The 20,785-nt window shown below is 57.0% G+C and carries 19 protein-coding genes and 1 pseudogene; 6 read left to right on the top strand and 14 right to left on the bottom strand.

What is annotated here, in order from left to right:
• Nucleotides 1-8 precede the first annotated feature (8 nt).
• A complete protein-coding gene (locus tag R8871_RS33380) occupies nt 9-308 on the bottom strand; it encodes an antitoxin Xre/MbcA/ParS toxin-binding domain-containing protein (protein ID WP_175054215.1) in 300 nt (99 codons plus the stop codon).
• Between the two features lie 6 nt (nt 309-314).
• Entirely contained in the window at nt 315-632 is a 318-nt protein-coding gene (locus R8871_RS33385; protein WP_175054216.1) for a hypothetical protein, read from the bottom strand.
• Nucleotides 633-887: 255 nt separating this feature from the next.
• Between R8871_RS33385 and R8871_RS33390 the strand changes: the two genes are divergently transcribed.
• Entirely contained in the window at nt 888-1,730 is an 843-nt protein-coding gene (locus R8871_RS33390) for a carbon-nitrogen hydrolase family protein (RefSeq protein ID WP_175054217.1), read from the top strand.
• Here R8871_RS33390 and R8871_RS38565 read toward each other — a convergent pair.
• The 8 genes and pseudogenes from R8871_RS38565 to R8871_RS33425 all read right to left on the bottom strand — a co-directional run bounded on the left by R8871_RS38565 (nt 1,727) and on the right by R8871_RS33425 (nt 11,289).
• Nucleotides 1,727-2,464, bottom strand: a complete 738-nt coding sequence (locus R8871_RS38565) for a hypothetical protein (RefSeq protein ID WP_246287933.1) — start codon at nt 2,462-2,464, stop codon at nt 1,727-1,729. The two genes, R8871_RS33390 and R8871_RS38565, sit on opposite strands and share 4 nt — an antisense overlap.
• Nucleotides 2,465-2,770: 306 nt before the next feature.
• Nucleotides 2,771-3,145: pseudogene (locus R8871_RS38890) on the bottom strand (TniQ family protein); the annotation flags it as partial.
• Between the two features lie 2 nt (nt 3,146-3,147).
• Complete coding sequence (locus R8871_RS33400) at nt 3,148-4,110, bottom strand: hypothetical protein (RefSeq protein ID WP_175054219.1); 963 nt, start codon at nt 4,108-4,110, stop codon at nt 3,148-3,150.
• A gap of 58 nt (nt 4,111-4,168) precedes the next feature.
• Nucleotides 4,169-6,835: a hypothetical protein gene (locus R8871_RS33405; protein WP_175054220.1), complete on the bottom strand. Its 2,667-nt coding sequence runs from the start codon at nt 6,833-6,835 to the stop codon at nt 4,169-4,171.
• Nucleotides 6,836-7,666: 831 nt separating this feature from the next.
• Nucleotides 7,667-7,912 (bottom strand): helix-turn-helix domain-containing protein, encoded by a 246-nt coding sequence (locus tag R8871_RS33410; protein WP_175054221.1) that lies wholly within the window; start codon nt 7,910-7,912, stop codon nt 7,667-7,669.
• 666 nt (nt 7,913-8,578) lie between these two features.
• On the bottom strand, nt 8,579-9,241 hold the full coding sequence (locus tag R8871_RS33415) for an AbiEi antitoxin N-terminal domain-containing protein (protein WP_175054222.1): 663 nt from the start codon (nt 9,239-9,241) through the stop codon (nt 8,579-8,581).
• Nucleotides 9,242-9,255: 14 nt separating this feature from the next.
• Nucleotides 9,256-9,807, bottom strand: coding sequence for a hypothetical protein (locus tag R8871_RS33420; RefSeq protein WP_175054223.1), 552 nt, complete (start codon nt 9,805-9,807; stop codon nt 9,256-9,258).
• Between the two features lie 126 nt (nt 9,808-9,933).
• Nucleotides 9,934-11,289, bottom strand: a complete 1,356-nt coding sequence (locus R8871_RS33425; RefSeq protein WP_175054224.1) for a TniQ family protein — start codon at nt 11,287-11,289, stop codon at nt 9,934-9,936.
• Between the two features lie 584 nt (nt 11,290-11,873).
• Between R8871_RS33425 and R8871_RS33430 the strand changes: the two genes are divergently transcribed.
• Nucleotides 11,874-12,527 (top strand): ureidoglycolate lyase, encoded by a 654-nt coding sequence (locus R8871_RS33430; protein ID WP_175054225.1) that lies wholly within the window; start codon nt 11,874-11,876, stop codon nt 12,525-12,527.
• Nucleotides 12,528-12,570: 43 nt separating this feature from the next.
• On the opposite strand, the gene R8871_RS33435 is transcribed toward R8871_RS33430, so the two are convergent.
• Nucleotides 12,571-13,419: a LysR substrate-binding domain-containing protein gene (locus R8871_RS33435; protein ID WP_175054226.1), complete on the bottom strand. Its 849-nt coding sequence runs from the start codon at nt 13,417-13,419 to the stop codon at nt 12,571-12,573.
• A gap of 103 nt (nt 13,420-13,522) precedes the next feature.
• On the opposite strand from R8871_RS33435, the gene R8871_RS33440 reads away from it, so the two are divergent.
• Nucleotides 13,523-14,170: a LysE family translocator gene (locus tag R8871_RS33440; protein ID WP_175054227.1), complete on the top strand. Its 648-nt coding sequence runs from the start codon at nt 13,523-13,525 to the stop codon at nt 14,168-14,170.
• Between the two features lie 21 nt (nt 14,171-14,191).
• On the opposite strand, the gene R8871_RS33445 is transcribed toward R8871_RS33440, so the two are convergent.
• On the bottom strand, nt 14,192-15,049 hold the full coding sequence (locus R8871_RS33445) for a helix-turn-helix domain-containing protein (RefSeq protein WP_175054228.1): 858 nt from the start codon (nt 15,047-15,049) through the stop codon (nt 14,192-14,194).
• A gap of 292 nt (nt 15,050-15,341) precedes the next feature.
• On the opposite strand from R8871_RS33445, the gene R8871_RS33450 reads away from it, so the two are divergent.
• Nucleotides 15,342-15,677 carry a cupin domain-containing protein gene (locus tag R8871_RS33450; RefSeq protein ID WP_171927203.1) on the top strand — a complete coding sequence of 112 codons (336 nt, stop codon included), beginning with the start codon at nt 15,342-15,344 and terminating at the stop codon, nt 15,675-15,677.
• 99 nt (nt 15,678-15,776) lie between these two features.
• On the opposite strand, the gene R8871_RS33455 is transcribed toward R8871_RS33450, so the two are convergent.
• Complete coding sequence (locus tag R8871_RS33455; RefSeq protein ID WP_175054229.1) at nt 15,777-17,018, bottom strand: NADH:flavin oxidoreductase/NADH oxidase family protein; 1,242 nt, start codon at nt 17,016-17,018, stop codon at nt 15,777-15,779.
• A gap of 212 nt (nt 17,019-17,230) precedes the next feature.
• Between R8871_RS33455 and R8871_RS33460 the strand changes: the two genes are divergently transcribed.
• On the top strand, nt 17,231-17,836 hold the full coding sequence (locus R8871_RS33460) for a TetR/AcrR family transcriptional regulator (RefSeq protein ID WP_175054230.1): 606 nt from the start codon (nt 17,231-17,233) through the stop codon (nt 17,834-17,836).
• On the opposite strand, the gene R8871_RS33465 is transcribed toward R8871_RS33460, so the two are convergent.
• Nucleotides 17,833-18,483: a protein-L-isoaspartate(D-aspartate) O-methyltransferase gene (locus tag R8871_RS33465; RefSeq protein WP_175054231.1), complete on the bottom strand. Its 651-nt coding sequence runs from the start codon at nt 18,481-18,483 to the stop codon at nt 17,833-17,835. The genes R8871_RS33460 and R8871_RS33465 overlap by 4 nt on opposite strands.
• A gap of 242 nt (nt 18,484-18,725) precedes the next feature.
• Here R8871_RS33465 and fusA point away from each other — a divergent pair, with 242 nt between their 5' ends.
• Nucleotides 18,726-20,777 carry an elongation factor G gene (gene fusA / locus R8871_RS33470; RefSeq protein WP_175054232.1) on the top strand — a complete coding sequence of 684 codons (2,052 nt, stop codon included), beginning with the start codon at nt 18,726-18,728 and terminating at the stop codon, nt 20,775-20,777.
• The last annotated feature ends 8 nt before the right edge of the window (nt 20,778-20,785 follow it).

Genomic DNA, 20,785 nt, shown 5'->3' on the forward strand with positions numbered 1-20,785 from the left:
ATCTTGCGTTAGCCGTACGCACCACTTTGCGCCGTGGCGAGCAGATTCGCGATCCGGTCGCGGCCGTCCTGGGTCGTCAGGTATCCGACGGGGCGCTGTCCGCCGAGGGCGGGGTTGGACTGCATGAGCCACGTGCAGGTCCAGCCTGACGCGTCAAACCCTGCCGGATTGCCGCTTTCGTCGACCATCGTCTGTACCTGCGCAACCAGCCCGCAGCCGTCGGCGAGCGCGCGCAGTGCCTGTTCGCCGGAACCGTCCTGCGCCGTGAGCGCTACCGCAACCAGCGTCTGAATCGTTGCGTCGTTCATGACGTGTTATCCCGCATCCTTGTCATCCGTGAGATCGAACGGCGCATCGAAGTCGGGCGCGATCGTGATGCGTCCCGCCAGTGCGCCAAAGCGCCGTGCCGGTATGCCTGCCTGCTGCGTCGTTGAGGATGGGTCGTTGAGCGGCCAGACAGGATCGGTCGGGCTGTCGTAACGCAGGACCGTGCCGCGTAGCTGCACCAGCGGCCTGGGCGTGCAGGCTTCGGCGCAGGCCTGCGTCCTGTCGTCGGGCAAAACGGGCCGGTCCGGCTGGCCGATGCGCCCCTTGAGCGACTGAACGGGATTGCTGTCCGCTTGTCTGGTCATAGTTTGCCTCCCTCGATTGAATGCAGTCCGTCTGGCGGGGCCGGTTCCGGTAAATGGGCGACATCAGGGCGACATCAGGGTGACACCAGGTTTTATGTCAAACGCCGCTCGCCAAACCCAGTCGGGCCGGCGGCGGCACATCACCGCAGCTATTCGGTTGGGCATTCGCATTCTTGCCGGCGGTGTATAACATCAGTCATGTATTCTTGACTTAGGCTCCTTTCACTACGTTTTGAAGACTCACTGGGAAACCATATGATTGTGGCTACGCTTCAGGTACCGGCAACAGTTTGGTTGTCTGCAGACGAGGACGTCGTCATTGCCTATGTTGAATCCCAGATCACCTCAGCGGAATTCGACATACTTGTTTTGCCACAGTGGGCATCACATCTGAGGCCGCATCAGGAGAGACCGGACGATCTTCTCACACGTCAAAAGACGCTTCGGTACTGGATCAGTCTGAGTGGTCGGAAGCACGCACTCGTGGTGGCGGGCGCAGCGGAAAAAGTGAGGCCCAGGAGCGGCCCAGACAAGTATTTTCTGACAACCCTGGCAGCGTTCGAGGGTGAACTGGTCGCACGTTATGCGAAGGTTCACCTCGAGATTGACGAAGCTGTGCATTTCAACCGCGGAAGTCATTACCGTTGCCACGTCGATTTGCCCTTCTTCACCGTCGCGGTGACCTCTGGTTCGGAGCTGCGCAACGCCCAATCCACGGCTGCCTTCGACGCACCGTTCGTCCCCATCGCCCTCGTCTCCTCGGCCGTGGCTGATACGAGCATGGCTCAGCATGCAAGGCTGATCGCGAGACAGTTCGGTCTATACGCGGTCTTCTCGAACGTGGTCGGCGACTACCGCGCAAATGGGAAAGCAATAAATTTCTCCGGGCAAAGTGCAATATACACCCGATATGGCGATGTGCTCGGGAGAATGGACGACGAGTCTGGGATCGGATTCGCCGAGATACCTGATATTCCGACCAGGCTGGAAGGTCTTGGAAATATACATTTTGGCGCGAAGCGAAGTACACTGCGCGCCCATCGCTGGTTGGCGCGAAACGATACCCTGAAGAAAGATGGATTTGCGGATTTAGTCTAGCCTTCGCCGAGCAACGGAGACATGCGGGATTGCCTGAACCGCGACCTGTCAAGTGATCGCTGACGGCGCTCTACCCAGCGGAAGAGTTCAAGTCCGTCCCGGACGTGTACCTGGGGATTTTCGAACCTTCCCAACGGTAGTCCTTCTATTTCTGGAAAGATCACGTTTCCGATCCAAGGCCACGTCTTGTCATAAATGAATCGCGCGATGATCGTATCGGCAGGAACGAAGTCCTTGCGAGTAGTCGATTGCAACCGTTTTATCAACCAGAAGAATGCGGCAAACTGCCCGAGTAAAACCGCTTGTGTGGAAAGATCGCTGTTATGCACGTTCCATCTCACGAAAGTGTCGGAGCGCTGCAAGGGACTGAAGGGAGTGGCTCGGAGCTGCAGTTCAGAATGTACCGTCAAGCTGTCGTCGCCTTCCCAGACATACCGGATCAGCGCGTATGCCAGTGCACTTGCTGGCCATTCACCGCGACGGAGCTCTCCTCCGCCATCGAAGAGTTGCCAACGCTTGACGCAGACGGACGGCAATTGTCCTTCGCTCACGATCCACTTTTTTATTTCACCGAGCAACGCCATGTACGTCAGAACGTCATCGCGGTTGCTGTTAAAGGCTGTGGGTCCCGTCACAGGCCAGCACAGCCACGTCATCGCTCTTCCCGGATTCTTGCCATCGTGCTCACAGCCGGGTGGCAGGTTGTCTATACGGCCGCTCATACGAAAATACATGTCGCTTGTGGGCCACCATCTCTCTATCCGCTGCGAGGGTGGCTGACCAAAGAAGGTAACCCGGCGAATTTGGTGTGTGAGCTGAAGGTGGCGTTTTCGCCACTTCTCCAAGGGAGCAAACGCTCGAACTATGGTATCTGGATCTTTTCTTAACGCGATGTGTGATGCGAGCGACGGGTCCTGGCTACAGACCCACTCCCGACACTTTGAACATCGATATGGGTGTTTCCCCGGTGACGAATCTGCAACACGATAACGGTGTAGAGGCCCACCACATCGTTCACACGAAAATCTAAGCCGGCACCTATGAATCGGGCATCGTTCGAGCCCTTTTAGTTGATGCCATCCACTGTGATAAAGGGCTGCGACACAGAGGGGGCAGAACCGCAAAGCTTCTTCGAAGTATCCGGTACCCCAACTATCCATTGATGAGATAGGATCGCGATGTCCGGCAATCTCTTTCAGGACTGGTGGAGTAAAGAACGGCGCAAGCTTCGCTGTCTCGCTCAAACGCCGTATGCCGCCTGTTTTCCGATTTTCCTGAGGGAAATGTGCGCAAAGGTGAATACTACCGATCGTTATCCTGTTGAGCACACATACCCGTCCGAAGATTGAGTATTCGGACTCGCAAGGCAGCGGACCCCAGTGCTGGCCGATGAACTTCGACTTATCAGCGACCATCCTTAGGCCCCATCAGGGGGATCTTCAAGCGAAAAAGTCAATTTGGTCGCTCGCACAACAAACAAGGCGTCTTCCCATGCTCGATCGACCAGCGCGAAATCACGGCTATCTCTGCGGGCGTTCATCACAAGGACCCACCGGATCGCATCGAAGAGGTTGTGGACTGTTACGTTCCGCGATGGAGTCTTGACGATAGCGGAGAGGAGAATCTCCGACTCGTTCTTCAATCTGAACCCACCTTGATAGGCTTCGGGTAAAAAAACCGCTCCCCAGCTTCGGGGGTCATCTCTTCCGAGGGGGGTGGTGTCTATGGCATCAAGGATGGTGGCCAGATCCTGTTCAGTGTTTAACGAGCGCAAGACGTAAGTCGATCCAAGGAGCAACTGTACGTCCTTAGCCGCCAGGTCGCCTGCATTGGCAAGATTCGCCGAGAATTGCGAAAGATTCCCACAACCGATCGTGAACAACTTGAATCCTCTCCTGCCCAATGCATCCGACACATCAAGGAGAATGTTTGTCATGCCGGGATCGAGATACTCGATGTTTCTTATAAATAAGGCGAGATGCCGGTGCGGTGAGCCATAAAGCCTTTCCTCAAGCATCCACAACACACGACGGCGCATTTCCTCGATCGAACCGCCCAGAACCCCGTGGCCGAGTTCTCCGAGCAGGGCCTGCCACCGAGCACGGCAGGTTTGGGGTGCATCCCTGCGCAAGACGATCTCGGCAACGGCGATAGAAGGGAAATCCTGCAACAGTTGCAACTTGAACGAGACAAGCGCCGACTTAAGCCCCATGCCCCGCTCACCTAGTAGTGAAAATCCATTGAATCCGAAGCACAGCCGTCGCTTGCCCTCCAGATATGCCTCGTTACACGGATCGGTCCGGATGACGGTGTGGTTAAGAAGTGGATGATTGAGGAGTTGTTCTTCGGCAGAAAGGCCAACCGACAACTCGTCAGCCACATCTCGTGGCGCACTCGGGTCACCCTGCACTTCTCGCAGGTCCAGAATCGATCTTGGCTTAGACACGCCGACCTCGCAGTGGTCTCGGCGAGAACAATCCAAACGGATCGCTCGCATTTGTCGGGTTTGAACTGTCACTCGGTGCGGAGCTTATACTGCCAAACCTATTGCCCGACGCTGAACGCGCGTCGACCGGGAGATCAGTCGAGGAATGCTTGGCGTCTTGCTCCGCCCCATGTCGCCGCTGGTCCTCCAGGCGTTTTGCCTCCCGCAACGCATCGGTGTCGGTCTTTTCGTGTTTTGCTCTACCTTGCCTTGTCTTCGCTGATGACGGGGACGCCCGCTCGGGATACCGGTTGGGATCACGGCTTCTAAGTCGCGCGCCCGCCGTGCTGATCAGCTTGTGGGCACGAATGGAGATGCATGCGTCACGCCAACGATCAGGACGTATCGCACCCAGTAACTCCGTCTTGCAATCGGAACCCGGCAGGCAGATCCGGTCCTGTGGATCCCAGATCGACGCAACTGCGTTTCTGAGATCAAACCGCTTGAAGTGGCAGAGCAACTGTTTGCCGATCAGTTCGGGATGGCTTCGAATCAGATCGTTCGTGTAATTGCGTCTGCAGAACTGCACGTACGGGCGCACTCCTTTGGACACATTGCCGTGTACGGTTGCGATTATCGTATGGTCAAGCAGCTTGCCCGCTCTTCGAGTCACTTCAGGCAACGGTTGCCGGAGTGGTCGACTTGTGGGATCCGCAAGCATAGTCTGCAGAGCTTCGACGGGTGATGAATAGTTCAAGCGTTCCGTAGCGGTGAGGTTGATACCCTTGGCCGCATTTAGAAACGAATTGACAAGGTCATCGACGGGTATGGCAACGTTGCGTTGATCGTCGGGCTTTGTACGTCGTGCCAGTTCCTCATTGGCACGCTCGACGACATTGCGTGAGACCCACGTGTAGGTGGGGCCAAAATGAACTGCACAGCCGAACGTGTAGATGGCGTTGCGAACGAATCCGTCAGCTATGTTGCCCCACGCGTTATCCAGACGCAGCACACAAAACGAATTACCCTTCAACAAGGCGACGATTTCGTATGCGAAAAAGGCAGCGTATTCGCCGTGCGCACTGCCGTAACTATTGGGGCGATATCGGACCGGATCAATGAAGCAGTCAAGCGCTTCCAGCCCACTGTCGGCACTCGGTGTTTTTTCGAGCGTTGCGACGCATGACAGGATCGCCGAATACATCTCCTCGACGAGCACGGAGAAGTACCATCTGGGTAGTTGCTTGACAAGCGTCTTTCCATATCCGTTTTCGATCGACACCTTCGTTGCCTGCGAGTGGCGGTGAAAATCGAGGATTGCGAATGAGCCGGGCCTGATTGGGCGTATCAGGCGCTGTGGCACGCCGCCCGTCATCCTCCATCGCTTTCCTACTGTGTCACCGCCGTAGATCGCCTGATAAGCATCTGCGTTCGCAGCGATGAGTGCTTTGGCGTGCTTGAGGAAGGGTCCCTTACCCTTGTCGCCATTCGATAGGGGATACTCGTCTTCGGTGATGCCACATTTTTCAATCTCGCTCAGGACTCGCATCCAGCTATCATCGATGCTAAATTCCTGCCCATCATGGCTCGGCGCACGTCCCAACAGTTCTTCATAGATCTTGTCGCGAATGTTGTCATGCTTCTCCAGAAATGCTGTCCAGGCACCCGCGAGTCCGCTCTGCAGGCCATCACTCGGAACTATCCCTTTGGTTCGATGATAAGGTTTCAGCCGTTGCCCCGGGATGAGTGCGTAATAGCCCAGACACGTACCGTCTATCTTGCGTTCGACACAACGTGTTACGAGCCGCCGCACTTCGTTTTCGCTTAGCTTTGTAATTACCCTAATGTACGAAAACGTCGCGCCCTGACGATACAGTTCCACTGCCGTTTTGCGATTCAGGTACTGATTCAGACAGTCGCCCAACGTGGCTTCATCCGGCGCTGGCCATTGAAGACCAGCAAGTTCGGCCGGGATAATGCTGCGGGGGCGCCCCCTTGCGCGAGCGCGATTCACCACGATCTCTGACGCACCGCGATCGGCGTTCACTGGCAATGCGGGGCGGTTCTCCCCGAGCACTGATGCAATGGACTGCTTTTGCGGCGTCGACGGCGACCATTGCGTGGGATGGGCCGTGCGTCTCAGAAGTGTCGCGTCCGAAAACAGATGCTGGCTAAGATCGGCGCACAGGACACCTTCGATCAACAGCCTCGCCACGGCGGCACGTAACAAAGCCGGATCGTGCCCTGGAATGTTCACAAGGTCGCCAACCGTCGCACTTTCTTTCTGCAAAAGGAAGGAACTCAAAGCCTGCCGCGCCGGGCCCAGATCGATGAACGTTGCTGCGTTTATCGCCTGGCAAAGCGTCAGCCCATTGTCGAATTCGATCCGGGCATTATCAATATCCTGACCGGTGACCAGCAAGACGTTGTTCTGGACGGACGGGTCGGCTTCAAGCGCTTCCCGCCGGCAAAGTACCAGTTGGGTGTCGCCGGTCCTATAGTTCACCCACAGGTCGGCACGTGCACCACCCGCGTGAGCGAGGTCAGCGCTGTCGACGGGGCCATAGGACAGGACCTCGGGACGAATTTCCAGAATTATTATGTAGGCAAATAACACATCACTTTCGATGGCCAGGAGCTTCCCCAGTTTTGGGGAGTGAAAGAACCAGAGATTCACCATCCGGCCCTTCCTGGCCTTGATTATCTGGGCTGTAGACTTTTCGTCCCGGAGAAATCCAGGCGAAAGGAAAGTTATTCGGCTCACGCGCGCCTCACGGGTGGGCACACCGCGGGCAAATAATTAGCCCTTGACTTTGGCTGAAAAACGCGCAAAATCAAATGCGGGTGCAACAAGAGGATGCGGACTCTGCAAAGTCCGTGTCACTGGGTTCCTGGAAAATCTGAGTTGATTTCTCCTGAAGATATATGAAAGCCGACTTTGCCGAGTCGGCTTTCTTTTTTGGATCAACGACATAGTGCAGTCTTGAAAATAGTCCAACTATGGATTGAATCCAAATAAAGTTCAATCTCATTTTGGCGGCAGCGTGTCAGTGGATAGAGTGGAAATGACAGCCGCGGCGGCTTTTCCGAATCAGTGAATGCGACAGCCCCATCGGCCTTGTGCGGTCTGCGTTTGCGTGGGACAGAGCCACTTGCCTGAATTTAGCCGAACTTGAATCTGAATATCAGGAAATTGTCATTACGTGTAATGTATCTTCATAATACCGCTGACCCACTGATTCTTAACACGTGCACATAATACAGATCGATTTTATTCCCCAACCTTTTTAACAGGAAGCTATTTTTTATTATGCATGCCATGTTGCAATCGTGAAACACACATGATTTGGCAAATAGTTCAGTGAACTAACCGATCATGCAATGAGTCGAGTATCCAGCGCAAATATTAGATATGGATGCAGGTGTGCGAAGGTAGGGGGGAGATAGCGATTAATACCCACGCGCGCAGAAGCGCACTGATTCGATTGTGGGTAGTCTGCTCCCGGGCGTACTACATTCCCGCGAGTATCAGCAGCTTTGACGGTGGGCACTGCAACGCATCGGCGATGCGGATAAGGTTGAGTATGGTCAGGTTGCGTTCACCACGCTCAATGCGCCCCATGTGACTGCGATCAATCCCAGTCGCGTATGCCAAGGCTTCCTGCGACCAGCCCAAGTCGTGCCGGTACTGGCGCAGGGCTGCGCCAACGGCCTTCAGGTGGCCTGCATCGTCGATTTTCCCGGAGACTCTTCCCATCCCGGGATGGTGCGGAAGTCAACATATTTTGACCACGGCATTTACGACCCATTTCGATTAGCGACCCGTTTGGATATCGATGCATGGTCGGGCGCTTTGCGATCGTGCCGCTGCGAAGGATCGCTACGATATTGCTCTCTCTCGGGATGTTGGCTACCGCGAATAGCCTCCCGGATCGAGTCGGACAACTGCGCGCGAGACGTCGCCCTCAGAAGTTGCTTCGTTGCTTCCGATCAAGCCGTCAGACCTTGTTGTCGGTGCGGCAGCGGATCAACCGGGTCGCCTTGTACAGCTTTAGTCCGGTGCAATCACGGTTCGCCCTGGTGGTCTGCCTTCAAGATCTCCGCCCCCAACAAGTTGCAGCCTGAATTCATGTCTTTTACCCGAACCCGTGGTTGGGATTTGCACGCAGTTTCCAAGTGCTTCTTTCAGGCAATGCTGGCAAAGGTTCCGCCCAGCGTCATCTCTCGGCCACAGCGGTCGCAAGAGACGCTTGCAAAGTCCAGTGCGATATTTGATTTGAAGTCCTTTGTACAGACTCGCACGAACTATCTGTAAGATTTTTGGACAGGTGCGGTTGGCACACTCAGGCGACCTGCGTACGCGGTCAGGCTCACAGCGCAAGGAGATCTTATGTGGTCGATGAATTTCACCGTGAAAACTGCGTCAGCATCGCAGTTCGCTGGCCCATTGATGCCCTTGGTCTTCTGAAAGCGCCTTCAGTGTCAGAATCAGATCGCGTCTAAGGCAGTGATCGGCAAGTGTCTGAAGTACTACAGGCCGAATCGTCCGCAGTTCGCTTACGAGATTTGTAGCGTGTTCAAGTTCCCCGCGGTCGCTATCCGCAAGCAACTCGATGATTGCCCTCTCACGATGTGAGACCATTACATCATGATGCTTCAGCGGAAGCGCTGATACGGCATAGCACGCGTCGAGGTCACTATCAAAAAGCGGCCGTTGCTCATACCGAAGTAACAATAGAGCTTTCGCCCAAACCGGAAAGATGAAGCTTCCAGTACCGCGAAGGTGCACACGCTCGCGTACGTATAGGAAATGGCGGATGCCCCTACGATCGAGCGCGCTCCGCCCTGCGATGTGCAGGTTCGGCACATGTCGTGACAGATAAGCTACCGTCCCTTCCACCGTCGGCTTATCCCCCCTGAGAAGATAGGCATTCTCGGAGAGTTCGTTCAGCCATCCATTCTTCACAAGCACCGGTAATTTCGCCGGCAGAACACCGATGCTCGCGACGTACCGGCGATCAAATGGCTGCCCCCGCACGGCCAGGTCCATCAACGTCTGCACATCGCGCGTGAGCTTCTGCAGCATCGGGTTGGGCTTGGTTAGAAAACTTCTTCCTTGTACCCGACAGCCGCCTCTGCAACTTGCCAGACAACTGTCTTCCGTATCGCGTGCGCGGGATCCGGTTGCGTAGGCTCACATTTCATGACCCGCCCCTCCCGGTCGGTATATGCAAAGTAGGCCATGGAAAGTCGCCCGCGCTCTGTGTAGGACCAAAACTCCTCAACAGCGACCAGTCGATCCCACTCGAGCGCGTACACTTTCACGGCATCCCTACCCACTCCCTCAAGGATGGATTTCAGAACGTGTGGGCCGAAGACGAGATATGAATAGCCGTCACCGTCGTCGCGATGGGCTTGAGCAGAGCGAACAACAAATACCGTCGAATAGTGTGTCACCCCTGCCATCTCCCAACGAGTGAACGCGTCCCCGGCAACTTTCATTGGAGACTGCCAGGAGGGCTTGGTGAAAAACATTTCGCAAACACAACAACGTAGAAGGGACAGGGGAAAATTTACGGCAAATCTTTGGGTCGTAAATGCCGTGGCCGTAAATGTATCACAGTTCCCGAACACGATAAAATGCTTTGCCATGGTTCGCGGGGCTGGCCGGAAACCCATCCTGCAAATCAGTCGAACCTCCCCACATGAGCATAGCTTCGACCAAGGAGCAAGACATCAAGCACAGTTCGGGGGCGAAAACAGGCTTGGTCAAACCATTCAGTTTCTCGCCGCTAACAGCAGGGAGTTGAGAATGGCGATTGTGTCCAGATCGACGCCGCAACGTAGCCCCAGCAAGTCACTCGTTACCCCTCCCGGATCGGCAACGATAGCTACCCCGCACTGAATGTCGTTGGTTTCAGCGACGACCAGAGACAACGCATCGGTAGGGATTTCACATGCCACTCTGTAGTCAAATACGCCAGACCTTATATATTGGCGTGCTGCCGCGACCAACGCCGCGAACCCTGAAATGAACACGGCACGGCAAGCCGGCGAATGCAGGAGATTGTTGGCCAGCGCATTCGTAAGCCGCGCCGTTTGCAGTGCCTCAACGCGATCAAGTTCATATCGCAACACGGATAACGATTCACAGTGACATCTCAGTAGCACAAACGCCAACTGCTCGGGCGTCCAGGTACCCCGCAGGACGCACCGGCCGTCGGAGAAATCGAGTGAGGGAGGACAATCATCCTCCCGACGCGAATCAATGGCAGTTTTTAGCTGGCGCAGCAACGCACAATATGTGTTCCACACTGTACCTGCTGAAAGAAGACGTGATCTCGCCGCCACCTCGAGGCTTTGCATCATCGGCCTGTAATGACGAACTTGCCATGCAAGCAGACGCGCATGCCGATGCTGCGACGCGCAGCCAGTCGGAAACCGATGAATTAGATTAACGGTTCCCCGCCATACATCGGCATCCGAGGGTGCAAAACGACGAACCGGCCACCTTCGACGGCGGCGCTTGGCTTCCGCAAGGAATAACAAATGACGTGTGGCTGAAAGGAGCCATTCCCGGTACCGAGTGGCCCTGACAAACAATTCAACAGCCTGCTCCCGAAACGCAGCATGAGCGTCAATGGTAAAGGCCACTCCCGCAATATCATCGCCACAACCTGAGCAACGAAAGCGATGCCCAATAAGTTGTGGCGTCAGCCTGTACTCGTCCAGCGTCGTGTTACAGCACATGCATCGCTTCCGCAATGGGCATGCATGAATCAAACAGACTTCGAGCGCAACAAATTGATGCCAGACGCTGTGGTAACCCGCCTCCATGCAGACAGGACAATACCTGAGCGTCTCCGACCAGAGTATTTCCTTCAGGGATGCAAGTTTTCTCAACGCAGGCGGATCGCCATATTTCAACTCCCAGCCCAGCAGTGAACGCAGGGACATCGTGTCAAGCGGTTCCGCGTCGTCACGTCCGTCTTTGAAAAAGAGATGACGAACGTCTCGCGCCGTCAGCTCGTTAATTCTGGAGATCCGCGTTAGCGACCCATACCACGACTCCTCGGGTAGAGGCGACAACTCGCGGCCGACAAGCAGAGCCACCAGACTGATCTTTTCCGCCATGTCTTGATCAACCCTGTGTGAGAGTCCCGGCAAGCACTGCCACATGCCGTCAGACGAGAGTCAACCGACCGTCATCGATTCAGGTCGGAATAATGGGTCGTAAATGCCGTGTGCATAAATGCATCATAGCAATGTCACGGAGAAAGAGGAAAGGGACAATGGAAAGGTATAGATTGGGGATCAGACGATTACAGGAAATCCGCGTGGCGGGCGGGTCTCTGTTTGGAAATTGAAAGTACGGCAAATGCTCGCGCCATGCGATCAGAGATGTCAGGGGACAAGCTGACGCTTGGCTTTTGGTGAAGAGAACGCCGATTCCGCGGACGCTAATCACACATGAACGCCTGTTATCCCCGCCCCACGGTGTTCCGCGATTTTCGACATGCCATTACTATGACTTGGATTATTACATACATTACGACGCACTATTGCTCGACTTTACGGTCCAGCGATGAATTTCGACATACCACGGATTGAGGCGATTTCATCCATGTTGAAAAGTCTCGTTCCGGCCGCTCGGCCTTGTCGCCATTGAGACGAATTACCGCATGCCTTTCTTCTCGAGCACTATATAAACTCCCCACATGCCCCCAGAAATCGACTACCTCAACCCAGCCCTTCCTTCCGGCCTCCGCCACGTGTCGATGCCCGTGGTCGACGCGACTCCAGAAACCCTCACCGGATTTGGCAAGCTTGTAACGGACCCAAGCGAGTGTTCGATCGAGATTGTCCAGTGGCCGGCGTTGGGGACAAGACCCATAGACCCCGGAACCGGTGATGAAGCAGGCACAACCGAAGGCACATTCGTGAGCGAATGGCGCGGGGACATTCTCTACGGTCGAAACGACGCTGTCGGTGGCAACTACATCCTTGCATACGCAAAGGAACCTGAAGCAGCCCACGACGACCACGCCAATGCACCCGAACGCATGCTGCTCTGGCACGCGAACTACCACCCGGACGGCGGACAGCTCTTCTTCCCTCTAGACCATCGCCCCTTCTACGTTCCATTGGCATTACCCGGTGACGACATCGCACCGGAGAAGTTCGTGTGCTTTCGCTTCGACGGACAGCAGGGTCTCTACATCCATCCAAACATCTGGCATGAAGGCGTGTTCACGCTTGGAGGGACACAGCGGTTCTTTGACAAGCAAGGCGCCGTCCACGCTCGCGTCTCTGTCGACTTTGCCCGCGAGTTTGGCTGCCTTCTCGAGGCGCCGATCTTCAGCGACGCCTAACCGTTTGGTCAAGAAACGGTCATCCGGCCATCGAGCAACCACTTCAAACCCTCAAATCAGCCAGAATCTGTTCAGCAAGAAAATCGCAGGGCGGTCGCCCGGACCGCGCACTGCGAGCCAGAACAACTTCCAGGTCATTCAGCGGCGGCAGCCCTTCGTTCTGCGATAGCTGAACGAGGTGCGCCGGCACGCTGCATCGTGCAAGAGGCGCTATCGCGAGCCCTGCTTCGACCATGCTGATCAGGCCCAACAAACTCGGGCTTTCGTAGGACATCCGGTATTTGATATTTTCCCGCTGGAGCGCGCTGACGGCATGGGCACGAGCAGTACTGCCATGTGCAAAAACGGCAATCGAAAGCGGGCGCTCTTTCCACACTTTTCTTGCGGGCGACCCGACCCACACCATTGGCTCGAACCGGATGAATTCGCCCGCAACGCCCCTTGTTTTCGTGAAGCAAGCCAGGTCGAGCGTGTTGTCTTTTAGCAATGGAACAAGCTCACTGCTTGGCAAACCGATCACCCGAATTTCTACACGCGGATGAGCAACCGCGAACTTTGCCAGAACCTGCGGCAGCAGCGATGAAGCGTAGTCGTCCGGAACACCGATGGTTACGCGCCCCTTGATCTCCGGGCGCACTACTGACGCCCACGCTTCCTCGCGCATCGCAAGCATTCGACGACCGTAGTCGAGGAGCGTCTTGCCCTCGGCGGTAATCGCTACGTTGCGGGTGCTTCGCACGAAGAGCGGTTTTCCCAGCGCTTCTTCAAGCGTCTTTATCTGCATGCTCACTGCCGACGGCGACCGGCGCACGGACTCCGCACCTCGAACAAACGATCCTGTATCAGCGACCGCCACCAGCATTTCAAGCACGTCCAGATCGAGTTTTTTCACTTTAGTCAGAAAATCTGATTAATACATTCAGTTTAATCCGTTTTACGGGTGTATTCATCAAAGCGATACTACGACCGATGATCACTTGGCGGAGCCCGGGAAAATGCACGGTACGGTTTCGATATACGGATTTCTGGCGGTCGGCGGAATGCTCGCTGTGACACCGGGGCCGAACATGATCTACGTGATGTCGCGCTCGATTGCGCAAGGACGCACGGCCGGGCTGATCTCGCTTGCAGGCGTCATGCTCGGCTACCTCTTCTATATGTTTGGTGCAGCGTTCGGTATCACGGCGTTTTTTGTGAGCGTGCCTTATGCAGCCAGCGTTCTGGGCGCGGGAGGTGCTGCGTATCTGTTCTATCTTGCGTGGCAGGCTGTGAAGCCTGGTGGCCGCTCTCCCCTGGAGGTTCGTGAGCTGCCCCGCGAACAGCCTCGCCGGCTCTTCGCGATGGGCGCGACGACTAGTCTGTTGAATCCCAAGCTCGCGATGATCTTTCTGTCACTGCTGCCGCAATTCATCAATTACCAGGACGGCAGCGTTCTCAGGCAATCGCTCGTGCTCGGCTCGTCGTTGATTGTTGCGTTTGCATCCGTGAATGGTTTCGTGGCGGTCTGCTCGGGCAGCATGGCGAAGTTTCTCTCCAGTCGCCCGGGACTTCTACAGGCTCAACGCTGGACGATGGGAGTTGTTCTAGTGGCCCTCGGTGCACATATGACCGTCGATGCATTGAAGCTGGCAGGCATCAACTGATGCAACCGCTACGCCCTGCTGTCACCGCCCTTCCCCTGAGACATATTGAACGCTGCGTCTGTATTGGCTGGGTGTCACGCCCTGCTGACGAACAAAGAAACGCGTGAAATTGCCCGGCGAGTCAAAGCCCAGATCGAGCGCGATATCCTGAAGCGCCATTTCCTGCTGCGAAGAAACACGCTCGATCGACAGATCCATCCTCAGCATGCTGCTGAAAGTCGCGGGCGTCATGCCGGTTTGCTTGTGAAATAGATGGAAGAAATGCGGACGCGATAGCCCAACCCTTTGCGCAAGATCGTCGAAGTCGGGTGTAAGGCCCCTCGCCTGTTTCATTGCTTCGATCGCACGACGAATCCTGATGTCATACGCGATACTGCCGACGAGTCCCGCTGCTGAAAGTACGTCCCCTCGGGGCGATTTACCGACGAGTTCGCCAGTCATGTCGGCGATCAGCCCTTGGACCGCCTGAAGCGACCGGCCCTCACGGTCGGTCAGAATGTCGAGCAGATCAGAATGGAGGCGGTTGAGCTTGCCCTGCAACAGCACGGACGAGCTCGGAAAGAACCGGGGATGAACACTGTACGCGAAACGCCGGTCAACATCCCTCAACCAATCCGGCTCCAGATAAAGTGCGAGCAACACTGTCGACTGCGATTGTGGGCGATGTTCATAAAAATGCGGCTCCCACGCATTCACGAGCAGCACGTTCTTGTCTGACAAAACATACTCGCGATTGCGGACCCCGAACTGAATGTCGGGACCACCTTCCTTGAAGATGACGTGGGAAACCCGATGCGCGTGGAGGACCATGCTTTGATCAAGCAGCAGCAACGCCACTCTTCCGAACGGCCCGTGAATGATTCGTAAAGGCTCGGACATGTAATTACCTCCTGCCGCCCTGATGAATTCAAAGCGTTCGCCGTGTCTCGGCCGCATCGCGCCAAAAAGTCACCATACGGAATGATAAATCGGCATCGTCCGTGACAAGTCTGCATACGGCCGGAGCCACGACAAGTGGGACATTCGCCTACTCTGCGTACAGGCCCTCTTGCACCGCAGCTATCGAAGTACGGCCTGAAGGCGGCCAACACGTTTTGAACTCCGAACGTGAATGGCGCGTGCTGCAATGCAGGATGCCCCTCGCTACATTCGCACACTCAAGGAGACGATCATGGCTGGTGTCGGCAGTGAAAAGGTATTTGAGAATGACAAAGTGATTGTATGGAACTTCGTTCTCGCACCGGGCGAGGAAACGCCGGTACATACCCACACGCTTTCATACATGTGGTACGCGATCGAAGGTGCGCCCTTGCATATCTTTGATGAAAACGGCGGAGACCTCGGCATCTTCGAAGTACCGACGGGTGCGATTTACTCACTCAAATGCGAGAACGGGTATCTGGAAGTGCTGTCCGAAATCGGCAAGGGCGCCAAGGTTCCCGCGACGCACAAGGCGCGCAACGAGGGTAGCAATCCATACCGCGAAGTACTGGTCGAGTACAAATAGCCGCGCCTGACTGAGTCTGAGTTGGCACCTTGGCAGTACCCCCGAACGCCCCGCGATGTGAGGCGGCGGCGTTCGGGCGATCCGACAGACAACAATGACTTAAGCGCGACGCTGCAGCAATGCGGTTATGTTGCGCGTCTCGATCTCCGTGAACTGTTCCACGGCATCGGCACCCTCCAGCAACAGATCCGGGTCAAGCCCGTCTGCCAGACGTTCGAGTTGCATGTTATTCCACGGCAGAAGATGAAACGGATGGAGCGCAGCTTCGGGACTAGGCGCACGATCAACTTCACCGGCGAGAATGCGCTTCGGGATCTCAGGATCGGCAATGATCGGACGACCGAGCCCGATGACATCCAGTTCACCGCGCTCCAGCGATTCGATCATGGCTGCCGTCGTGCGAAATCCACCGACCACCATCACGGGCATCTTCGCTGCGGCACGAACGGAGGCCGCAAAATCCACGAAAAAGGCTTCGCGCTTGACGGTGCTTTCGCGCGGTGCGTCTTCTCCCTCGTCCATTAACGTAAGGCCGGCAATCTTCGGCTGCTCGAGCGAACCGCCCGATAGCTCGAGCAGATCGAGCGAAGAATCGTTGAGTTTCTTCACGAGTTCGACGCACTCGGCATTGGTGAATCCGCCCTTCTGAAAATCAGAAGAATTGAGCTTCAGCGCAACCGGAAAGTCCGGACCAACGGCTGAGCGAACCGCAGCCACCACCTCGAGCACGAAACGGGAGCGGTTTTCAAGCGAACCTCCCCATCTGTCTGCGCGCTTGTTCGCGAGCGGGCTAAGGAACTGCGAAATCAGGTAACCATGGGCCCCATGCAACGAGACACCGGTGAAACCGGCCTCGCGCACTTTCCTGGCTGCGAAGGCGAATTGCCCGACGGCCTGCATGATCTGCTCTTCCGTCATTTTGCGCGGCGTGGCGAACGAAAAGCCGGCGCCCCTCATCACGTCGATATCCACTGAAGACGGCGCAAGGGGTGACGTGTTGATCACGTCTTGCACCTGCCGTCCGGTATGACTGAGTTGAGCCCAGAAATGCGCGCCTTCCGACGTTCCCGCAGCGGCGAGCCGTGCGAGTTGCTCCTGTCCACTGTCGTCGTCGATCACGATATTGCCTGGGCGCTCGAGATGCCACCGGTCCACCTGGATATTGCCGGAGAGAAGCAGCCCGGCGCCGGAACGCGCCCAACGCCGATACAACGCTTCGAGGCGCGGTGTCGAATGATTGTTAGCGTCGGCCATGCCTTCGCTCATGGCCGCCTTGACGAGACGGTTTGCGAGAATCGCGCCACTGGGTAGACGCAACGATTGTGAAAGAGGATTGCTCATCTGAATGTCCATCTGGAAACGGTCACATGTAAGCCAAGCCCTTGCCCACAAAGGCAAAATCGACCCGGCACAGTAACGACAGTGGTCGCTGTCGTTTGTAGTATAGTGATCGCTGTCGTATCATTCGTCAAGCAGATAAAAGAGGGACACTTATGGTCAAGACCTGGTCGGACGACAATCCGAAAGCCGCGTTGATGTCGCGCAAGCGAACGATGATCGTCGACGCTGCGCTGCGGGCGTTCCTTGAAAGCGGCTATGCCGAAAGCTCGGTCAATCGCATCGCGGCGGACGCCGGTGTGTCCATCAAGACGCTGTACCGTCACTTCGAGAGCAAAGACGATCTGTTCAGTGCAGTGATGCAGGCGGCCTGCTCGCCGTCCGCCGCACAGTCGGCTGACGCCTCAGAACCCGCGGAACCGGGCGAACCAACCTGGTTTAGCGAACCGCCGGCAGTCGCATTGCCAATTGCGGGCAGCGATTACTTACGACACGCTCTTTCGAAAGAGCAGTTGGACCTTTATCGCGTCGTCACACGGGACGCACCTCGCTTCCCCGAGCTGGCGCGCCGCTATCGCGAGGAGGTGACGGGTACGCGTGACGCATTGTTCACGAGCTACCTTGATCGATGGCTACCTGTCACGGGCTGGGAAGTAAGAGATAAGTACGGCGCGGCGGCAACCTTCGCGGCACTCCTGAAAGCCAGGCTTTTCGACGATGCGTTGCTTGGTTTAAAAAGTCCCAGCGAAGAAGATATCGCCGGATGTGCAGCCGATGCCGCCATCCAGATGCTCACGCTCATGGAAACCGGCCGGCTTTAATCTACCCAACCGTCCTCACCAATTAGCGGTACGAAGCTCACTTCGCCCAACCAGCACTCGTGATACTCCTGTTCGCCGTGACGCATCAGTTTGATCAATCGCTGATGATGACGCTCACGCCCTACCGGCATGACGATCCGGCCACCGATCGACAGCTGCGAACGCCATGCCTGTGGGATACGCGGTCCGCCAGCCCCGGCGATGATCGCGTCGTACGGCGCATAGGCAGTCAAACCGACCGTGCCGTCGCCAAGATGAACAGTCACGTTGAATATGCCCAACCGCGCCAGCGTCTCGCGAGCGGAGTCGGCGAGCACCGGATCGCGTTCAACGGAATGGACGTGCGCCACGATTGCCGCCGCAATTGCGGCGGCATACCCCGACCCCGTGCCGACGTCGAGAACCTGGTCGCTCGGACCCAGTTCGGCCGCCTCCATCATCTGCGCGACAATGGCGGGCTGCGAAATCGCTTGCTGGTGCGCGATAGGCAACGCGCCATCGTCGTACGCGAACTCACGCAGTTGCGCAGGTACGAATTCCTCGCGCGGCACACGGCGCATGGCGGATAGCACGTTGACGTCGCGGATACCCCGCGCAACGATTTGCCGTACAACCATCCGCTCCCGGGCTTCCCTGAAATCGATCACTGTGGCCTCCGTCTGAGGGTCGCGCAGGCTTTGCAGCAGCCTGCGGATAACTTCCACCGGACGATTCAATTTTGCGCCTCGTTCGATGTCGGCGAACTCGCATCGACCCTGCGCTCAACGCATCCCGACGAATCAGGTATTCGATGACCGGAGTTTAAGGGTCAGCACTGATCGCGTCGTATGGCACAGCGGCCCGTTTTCGCCAATAATGGCCCCACATCCACTACTGGACGAGGGCGGCCATGCATTACAGCCCCGACGCCATCCGCACCATCGCTCTGGTCGGCCATGCAGGATGTGGCAAGACATCGCTTGTCGAAGCCCTACTCCACCAGGGTGGCGAGTTACGCGCGCCCGGCAGCGTGGAGCGCGGCACCACGGTCTGCGATTTCGACCCGCTCGAGCGCAAATATCACCACTCCCTGAACTCCGCTGTCGCCCACCTGCACTACCGTGATACACGCATTTATCTGCTGGATACGCCCGGCTACCCGGACTTTTCCGGGCTGTCGATCAGCGCCCTGCCGGCTGTAGAAACCGTCGCCATTGTCATCAACGCACAAACCGGCATCGAAATGACCACCCGGCGCATGATGGCTTGGGCGGAAAAACGCAAGCTCTGCAGAATGATCATCGTGAACGGTATCGATCGCGACAAGGTCGATCTTCCGGGGCTTCTGACGCAAATCCAGGAGGCGTTCGGCAAGGAATGCCTACCCATCAACCTGCCGGCGCAAAACGGCAGCCAGGTGGTGGATTGCTTTTTCAACCCGGCCGGCGAGGCCGACTTCCTGTCTGTTGCGGCGGCGCACAACGCGCTGGTCGATCAAGTGGTCGAGATCGATCCCGCCTTGATGGAGCTATACCTGGAACAAGGCGAAGCCATCAGCCCGGAGCAGTTGCATGAACCCTTCGAGCGGGCGCTGCGCGAAGCTCATCTGGTGCCGATCTGCTTCACGTCAGCGGCCAACGGCGCCGGCATTGTGGAATTGCTCGACGTGTTCGTCCGGCTCCTGCCCAATCCGATGGAAGGTAATCCGCCCCTCTTCTACCGCGACGCCCGCGGCCGCCAGGAAGTCGTACGTGCCGAACCAGTCGCCGACAAGCATGTATTGGCCCACGCCTTCAAGATCGTCATGGACCCTTACATCGGCAAGATGGCCGTGTTTCGCATCCATCAGGGCACGATCAGGCGGGACAGCCAGCTCTATATCGGCGACGCACGCCAACCGTTCAAAGTCGCCCATCTGATGATGCTGCAGGGCAAGGAACACGTAGATGTCCCGCAAGCCGGCCCAGGCGATATCTGCGCCACCGCGAAGATCGACGAGATCGGTTTCGATGCCGTACTGCACGACGCCCCCGAGGACGGCAATATCCACCTGACCCCGCTCGACTTCCCCACGCCCATCTATGGACTGGCGATCGAGCCTGCGCGCCGCGGCAACGAGCAGCGTCTCTGGGAGATTCTGCAAAAGCTGAGTGCGGAAGACCCATGTCTGCGCATCGACCACCCGGTCGGCACCAACGAGACGGTGGTGCGCGGTCTGGGCGAGCTGCACCTGCGCCTCATGCTGGAGCGACTCTCCGAGCAATACAAGCTCGAGGTCGTGACGCGGCCGCCGAAAATCGCCTATCGGGAAACCATCGGCGGTAAAGCCGAGGGGCATCATCGCCACAAGAAGCAAACCGGCGGCGCCGGGCAATTCGGCGAAGTGATGTTGCGCGTGGAGCCACTGCCGCGCGGCGCGGGGTTCGAGTTCGTCGACGCCGTCAAGGGCGGCGCCATCCCTGGGCAGTTCATGCCCGCCGTGGAAAAAGGCATTCTTCAGGTCATCGATAGCGGGCCGCTGGCCGGCTTCCCGATGCAGGACGTACGCGTCACCGTCTTCGACGGCAAGAGCCATTCAGTCGACTCCAAGGAGGTGGCATTCGTTTCCGCCGGGCGCAAGGCCTTTATCGACGCGGTACTGAAAGCTCAGCCCGTCCTGCTCGAACCGATCGTGGACATCGAGGTGATGACGCCGGAAGGCGCAATGGGCGACATTATCGGCGACCTGTCCGCCAAGCGCGGGCAAGTCCATGGCACGCGCGCGGCTGCGGGTAATGCCGTGGTCGTGGCGGGCCAGGTGCCGTTGTCCGAACTCAACGACTATCAGTCGCGGCTGAACGCCATCGCAGGTGGGCACGGCAACTACAGCATCCAGCTCAGCCACTACGATCCGGTACCTCCCGCCCAACAGGAACGGATGGCGTCGCAACACAAGAAACAGGGCGACAGCGCGGCGCAGTGAGTGTTGCA

Source organism: Paraburkholderia sediminicola, assembly GCF_902859805.1.
Classification (GTDB): Bacteria; Pseudomonadota; Gammaproteobacteria; order Burkholderiales; family Burkholderiaceae; genus Paraburkholderia; species Paraburkholderia sediminicola.

Excerpts from the sequence above, each read along its gene's own strand:
- R8871_RS33390 (WP_175054217.1), top strand. The coding sequence starts at position 888 with ATGATTGTGGCTACGCTTCAGGTACCGGCAACAGTTTGGTTGTCTGCA.
- R8871_RS33385 (WP_175054216.1), bottom strand. The coding sequence starts at position 632 with ATGACCAGACAAGCGGACAGCAATCCCGTTCAGTCGCTCAAGGGGCGC.
- R8871_RS33445 (WP_175054228.1), bottom strand. The coding sequence starts at position 15,049 with ATGTCCGAGCCTTTACGAATCATTCACGGGCCGTTCGGAAGAGTGGCG.
- R8871_RS33415 (WP_175054222.1), bottom strand. The coding sequence starts at position 9,241 with ATGCTGCAGAAGCTCACGCGCGATGTGCAGACGTTGATGGACCTGGCC.
- R8871_RS38565 (WP_246287933.1), bottom strand. The coding sequence starts at position 2,464 with ATGTATTTTCGTATGAGCGGCCGTATAGACAACCTGCCACCCGGCTGT.
- R8871_RS33380 (WP_175054215.1), bottom strand. The coding sequence starts at position 308 with ATGAACGACGCAACGATTCAGACGCTGGTTGCGGTAGCGCTCACGGCG.
- R8871_RS33410 (WP_175054221.1), bottom strand. The coding sequence starts at position 7,912 with ATGGGAAGAGTCTCCGGGAAAATCGACGATGCAGGCCACCTGAAGGCC.
- fusA (WP_175054232.1), top strand. The coding sequence starts at position 18,726 with ATGCATTACAGCCCCGACGCCATCCGCACCATCGCTCTGGTCGGCCAT.
- R8871_RS33450 (WP_171927203.1), top strand. The coding sequence starts at position 15,342 with ATGGCTGGTGTCGGCAGTGAAAAGGTATTTGAGAATGACAAAGTGATT.
- R8871_RS33440 (WP_175054227.1), top strand. The coding sequence starts at position 13,523 with ATGCACGGTACGGTTTCGATATACGGATTTCTGGCGGTCGGCGGAATG.
- R8871_RS33405 (WP_175054220.1), bottom strand. The coding sequence starts at position 6,835 with ATGGTGAATCTCTGGTTCTTTCACTCCCCAAAACTGGGGAAGCTCCTG.
- R8871_RS33430 (WP_175054225.1), top strand. The coding sequence starts at position 11,874 with ATGCCCCCAGAAATCGACTACCTCAACCCAGCCCTTCCTTCCGGCCTC.
- R8871_RS33420 (WP_175054223.1), bottom strand. The coding sequence starts at position 9,807 with ATGGCAAAGCATTTTATCGTGTTCGGGAACTGTGATACATTTACGGCC.
- R8871_RS33455 (WP_175054229.1), bottom strand. The coding sequence starts at position 17,018 with ATGAGCAATCCTCTTTCACAATCGTTGCGTCTACCCAGTGGCGCGATT.
- R8871_RS33460 (WP_175054230.1), top strand. The coding sequence starts at position 17,231 with ATGATCGTCGACGCTGCGCTGCGGGCGTTCCTTGAAAGCGGCTATGCC.
- R8871_RS33425 (WP_175054224.1), bottom strand. The coding sequence starts at position 11,289 with ATGGCGGAAAAGATCAGTCTGGTGGCTCTGCTTGTCGGCCGCGAGTTG.